The sequence below is a fragment of the Deferrisoma sp. genome, from assembly GCF_054681715.1.
In genome coordinates, this window is the sequence record NZ_BAAHFQ010000181.1 from 1 (window position 1) to 5501 (window position 5501).

At 72.4% G+C, this 5501-nt stretch carries 5 protein-coding genes; all 5 read left to right on the forward strand.

What is annotated here, in order from left to right:
- A partial coding sequence (locus ACY0I8_RS15865; protein WP_461395517.1) for a four helix bundle protein occupies window positions 1-317 on the forward strand: 317 nt, incomplete at its 5' end.
- A gap of 126 nt (window positions 318-443) precedes the next feature.
- Window positions 444-1652: a hypothetical protein gene (locus tag ACY0I8_RS15870; protein ID WP_461395518.1), complete on the forward strand. Its 1209-nt coding sequence runs from the start codon at window positions 444-446 to the stop codon at window positions 1650-1652.
- 61 nt (window positions 1653-1713) lie between these two features.
- Window positions 1714-3042 carry a hypothetical protein gene (locus ACY0I8_RS15875; protein WP_461395519.1) on the forward strand — a complete coding sequence of 443 codons (1329 nt, stop codon included), beginning with the start codon at window positions 1714-1716 and terminating at the stop codon, window positions 3040-3042.
- A 4-nt stretch (window positions 3043-3046) separates the two neighbouring features.
- On the forward strand, window positions 3047-5263 hold the full coding sequence (locus ACY0I8_RS15880; protein WP_461395520.1) for a vWA domain-containing protein: 2217 nt from the start codon (window positions 3047-3049) through the stop codon (window positions 5261-5263).
- A gap of 41 nt (window positions 5264-5304) precedes the next feature.
- Window positions 5305-5501: hypothetical protein (locus tag ACY0I8_RS15885; protein WP_461395521.1), on the forward strand; the 197-nt coding region annotated here is incomplete at its 3' end.

A 5501-nucleotide genomic window follows, 5' to 3' on the forward strand; every position in this document is an offset into this window, starting at 1 on the left:
CGCGGGACCAGCGCTTCGTGCTGGGGCAGCGGATCGAGCAGGGGGCCCTGGGGGTCTACGACGCGCTCGTGGAGGCAGCGAAGCGGAGGGACCGGCGGGGCCGCGTGGGGGCCCTGCGACGGGCGGACGAAACGCTGGAAACGCTGCGGCACCACGTGCGCATGGCCCGGGACCTGGGGTTCACCGCTTTCGGCCAGTACGAGTACGCGGCGGGGCGCATGGACGAGATCGGCCGGCTCCTGGGCGGGTGGCCCGCCAAGGAGACCGGTCCGGCACGCGGAGACGATGCGGGGCGCGGGGGACGGGGTCCGGCGTGACCGGCCCGCCGGCGCTGCGGGTTGCCGGGGGCGTAGGGGGAAGGCCGCCACGCGTTTCCCCCGTTCGCCTCGGCGGATCTCCGAAACCTGTTATGCCCGATCGCGGGCGGACCAAGGGAGGCGGTGGTGCGCGGGATGCGGCGTGCGGTGCTTTGGGCCTGGATGGTGGCGGCGCTTTGCGTGCCGGGGGGCGCGGCCGCGGGGGGCCGATGGGAGCCCCACGTGGACGGGTTCGCGCGTCAGGTGGCCGAACGCTGCCGGGGGGCCGATGCGTTCGTCGGCGAGTTCGTCGAGGCCGGGGGCGAGGGCCGCGTGTACGCCTTCGTCGACGCGGTGCGTCAGCGGTTCGTGGCCGCGCTCGGCGGGGCGGGCAGGGTCGTGGCCGACCCGGCCCTGGCCGACGCGTATGTGACGGTGACCTACCGCATCGGGCCCGACGGACTGGGCCTCGAGGCGCGGGTTCGGAGCCTGGAGGGCGGCAGGGTGCTGGGCGGCGCTTCGGCGTTGATCCCCGGCGACGTCCTGCCCCCGGGATGGGACCGCCGCACGCTGCGGGAGGTGGCGCGGGAACTCGCGGCGAAACTGCAGGACACCCTGGTGGGCCAGCGCTTGCGGATGGCCGTGGAACTGTCCGACCCGCGGCCGGAAGACCCGGCGACGGCCGGGTTGCACGAAACCCTCCGTGGGTATCTGGTGGAGCGACTGACCGCGGCCGACGGCATCGAGGTGGTGGGGCAGGCGGGGCCCGGCGATGTCCGGTTGGCACTGGGGTTTCGGGCCGAGGGCGACGACGCGGTCGCCGAGGCCACGGTGCGTCGGGCGGGGAGCGCCGAGGTGCTGGCCACGGCGACGGCGCGGTTCCCGGCCGATCTTTTGCGGCCCGAGGCCTACGGGCCGCCCAGTTTCGTGCTCCTGTGGAGCGGCGAGGGGGCCGAGGTGATCGGGCGGGCGCTCAAGGCCCGGCTCACCGAGGCCGGGGCCGTGGTGCACGACGCCGCGGCCTTGACGGGGCTCGAACCCGGGGCGGGGCAAAAGGCGGTGCTCGCCGCCGCCGCCGCGGTCCCGGCCCGGTACGTGGTTTCGGTGCACACCGAGACCGTGCCGGCCGGGGGCATGGGCGCGATCAAGGCCTTTCGGTCCACGGCCCTGGTGGAGGCGACCGAGGTGGCCTCGGGCGAGGTGACGGTGGCCGTGGAGCAGTCGGAACGGATCTTCGGGTTGACCCGCGAGCAGGCCCTGACGGGCCGGGGCCGCAACCACTTCGGCGGGCGGGTGGCCGAACCCGCGGTGGAACGGTTCATGGAGAGGGCGCAGGCCCTGTTGGAACCGCGCTGACGGCCGGGTCCGGGCCGCGCCGCCAGGGGAGGTTTCTGAACCCATTCGAGAGGAGGCATCCATGAGGACGTGCGCGAGGTTGGTGGGGGTGCTGGTGGCCGCCGGCTTTTTCCTGGGGGGATGCGTGGCCGCTACGAAAACGGTGGAAACCCACTTTCGGGAGGACGAGATCCTGGACCAGAGCATCCCCCCCTCCACCGAGGCCGAGTACGTGGCGGTGTTCCGCGATCGGCGCGAGCCTCTCTCGCCGGCCGATCCCGAGGAGGACGCGCCCCGCCTGGCCCTGGAGAGGCTGGTCACGCGGCTCAAGAAACAGGCGTTTCGCGAGGCGGCCGACGACATCAACCGCGCCCTGGAACAGCCGCTGAACCCCGAGAAGTTCGAGTACGCCCTCGCCCGGGCCGACAGGGACTTCCAGAAGCATTTCACGGGCTGGAAGTTGGTGCGCCAGAAGGTGGTGCGCGAGGGCGGGCGGGCCGAGGTGGTGGCCACGATGTACTTCCGCATCGACCGAGCCTCGTTGCGCGAAGCCCTCGTGCGCCAGGGGGGCATCACCCCGGTGGCCAAGTACCGCACCTACGTGGAGCTGTTTTGGAACGTGCCCAAGAAGGACATCAGCCCCGAGGTGGTGAACACGGTGCTCGAAAACGTGGAGGACCACTTCGCCCAGCGGGGCTACGAGATCGTGCAGTTCGAGAAGATCCGGGGCGACCTGGTACAGCTTCTGAAGAGCGAGGGCCGGGCCACCGACGATCTGTTCGCCCAGGAGGAGCTCAGGCGCTTCAAGGCGAACCTGGAACTGCGAAACATCGACACGCGGTTCGCGAGCGGCAAGCGGGTGCTGGCCGACTACGCCGACCTGCTGATCGGCGTCACCATCAACACGGTGGAGATCACCCCCGACCGCATGCTCCAGGTGCGGCTCAGCGGCAATGCCACCCTGTTCGAGGGCGGGGAATGGATCACCCTGGCCTCGTCGGACCGGTCCGCGGCCCTGCCCCACGTGCGGGGGAGCATCGACAACCTCGTGGCCGTGGCCAAGGCGGCCGCCCGGGCGGTGTGCGAAGACCTCGAGCCCAAGGTGCGCCAGAAGCTCGCCGGCCGGGTCGCCGTGGCGCGGGTGCGCACCGGCACCGAGCGGGAGTTCGCGCTGGTGTTCCCCGGGTTCGACGCGGCCGAGTTCACCGCCATCAAGAGGCGCCTGGCCGAAGGCACCCGCTGGCGCGTCACCCGCGCCGACCTGAAGAACCGAACGGTGCACGTGGGCTACGAGGGCCGCATCGACACCCTGGCCGATCTGGTCGAGATGTACCTGTCGGGCTCCGGGTTCCCCGTGACCCTCCCCGAGTACGCGGCCGGCGGCAACCGGATCGTGATCGGGAAGAAGTAGGGCCGTGCGGGGGCGCCAAGGAGGGCGGCGGCGCCTCTGGGCCGCCGTCGCGGCGGGTCTGCTGTGGGGCATGGCCGGGATCCCGCCCGCCCGGGCGGGCGGGATCCCCTGGGTGACGCCGAAGCAGGCGGCCGAGGCGCTGGTGTACGCCCGGTACGCCCAGCGGGCGTACCAGGACGAGCTCGGGCCGATCGAGCGGGAACTCGATGCCGAGCTCGGGGCGGTGCAGGAGCAGGTGCGGGAAGACGCGTTGCGCACGTACCTGCGGGGGGGCGGTACGCTCGTTCCGGCCCCCGCCCGGGGGAGGTTTCAGGCGGCCGTGGGAAGGGCGGAGGCGGCGAAGGCCCGAGAAGGCCTCGTGGAGCAGCGCCGCTCGTTCACCGGGTTCGAGGCTGTGGTGTACCGCCACGGCGACCGGTACGTGCTGGCGTACGCGGGCACCGACCCCGCCAGCCCCGGCGACTGGGGGGCCGATGTCGGGCAGGCCGCCGGGAAGATGCCGAAACAATACGGGCAGGCGGTGGAGTACGCGCGGGAGGTCACCGACCGGTACGGTCGGTCGAACGTGGTGCTCACGGGGCACTCCCTGGGCGGCGGGTTGGCCCAGTACGCGGCCCTCCGGCTGGGCCTCACGGCGTACACCTTCAACCCGGCCGGGCTGATCGGGGGGGCCTGGGATCTGTTCGTTCGCCACCTCGCAGACAAGGTTTTCGAGGGGGTGGGGCCTTCGACGAACGCCGTGGTGCGGCATTTCGTGACACGAATCCCCACGACCCGGGGCGCGGCCCCGGCGGACCCGGTGAGCGTGCTCGGCGCGCAGTTCGGCGCCGTCTATGCCGTGCCGGTGGATGATCGGCTGCCGCGGCCGCCCCCCCTCGTGATTCCCGTGTTTTCGATCACCGGCGCGGCCGCCCAGGCCGCCGCGGCGGCGGACTACCTGATCGAGACGGTGAAGGTGAGCGTGGAGTACCACAGCATCGCCACCATGATCGAGGCCCTCGAACGGGTGGCCCAGGGCCGGGGCCCCGTGGCCGTGCTGCACACCGCCTTCGTGATCGACGTGTCGGGGAGCATGGAGGGCGACAAGATCGAGAAGGCCAAGGCGTGTGTGGAGCGGACGTGCCGCGTGCTGGCCACCCAGGGGCAGGCCGGCGCCGCGGCCTACACGGCCGGGCTCGTGGCTTTTTCGGGCAGCGCCCGGGTCGTGGCGGCGGGCGGCAGTTCGCCCGCCGGCGTGGCCCGGGCCGCCCAGGGCCTGACGGCCGGCGGCGGCACCAACATCCACGCCGGCGTCGAAGCGGGGCTCGCGGCGCTCGACGAGGCGGGGCCGGGCGGGAAGCTCATGGTGCTCCTGTCCGACGGCGTGGGCGATGAACCCTCCACCGAGTTGCTGGGCCGGCTCCACGCCGCCGGGGTGCGGGTGTACACCATCGGGTTCGGGGACCCCGGCGACCTCGACGAGCAGTTGCTCCGGCGGATCGCCCGCCGCACGGGCGGAGCGTATTTCCACGCCGCCGACCCTTCGGCCCTGGAGGACGTGTTTCGCCGCGTGAGCCACACGGCGTCGGGGGACCTGGTGGCCGAGGTCCGCGCCCTCATCGACCAGGGTGAGATCAAGCGGCTGGGAGTGCTCGAAGTGCCTGCCGCGGTCGTCGCGGTGCTCCTGGACCTCGCCTGGCAGGGGAGCACCGTGGAACTCGTGATCACCGATCCCGACGGCGTCCGGGTGGACTCGACCTACCCGGGGTACGCCGTGGAGCGCACGCCCACCACCGAGTTCGCGGCCATCGCGAACCCCAAGCCGGGTCGGTGGACCGTGGACGCGTTCGGGAAAGACATTCCCCACGGACCGGAGCCGTTCCGGTTCCTTGCCTCGGTCAGTCGGCCTCCCGCACCCCCGGGGCCGGCCTCGGCCCGCGAACTGGCGGAGGCGCTCGAGAAGGCGCTGAACGAGGGCAACGTGAACCAGGCGCTTGCCCTTTTCGCGGCCGGCTACGCGGACGACGCCGGAAACGACCGCAGCGCCCTGGCGCGTTACTACGCGCAGAACATTGAAAAGTTCGCGGGGGTGTCCCTCGCCGTGGTCGCCGAAGGGCCTGGCACCGCGGAGGTCCGGGTCGAGACGCCAGGAATGCCCCCGTACCGCGTCCGGTGGGGGTTGACGGCGGATGCGAACGGGTGGCGGATCGAGCGGAGCGAGTTGGTGGGGGTGGAGCTTTGAGCCCACGTGAACGGGGGGCGCCGGAAAGGAGGAACGGCAGGATGAATCGGTATGGGGCGTGGATCGGGGGGATGCTGTGCGCCGTGCTGCTGGGGGCGGCGTTTCCGGCCCGGGCGGAGCGGGTGGTGGTGGTGGTGAACGAACTCGCGCCCCAGGGGGTGGAGGCGGCGGAGGCCCGGGTGATCTCGGACCTGTTGCGGGGTCGGCTGGTGAAGGCGCCGAACGTGCGGGTGGTGGA

Bases quoted from the DNA above. Each gene is read 5' to 3' on its own strand.
- ACY0I8_RS15875 (WP_461395519.1), top strand. From the start codon at position 1,714: ATGAGGACGTGCGCGAGGTTGGTGGGGGTGCTGGTGGCCGCCGGCTTT.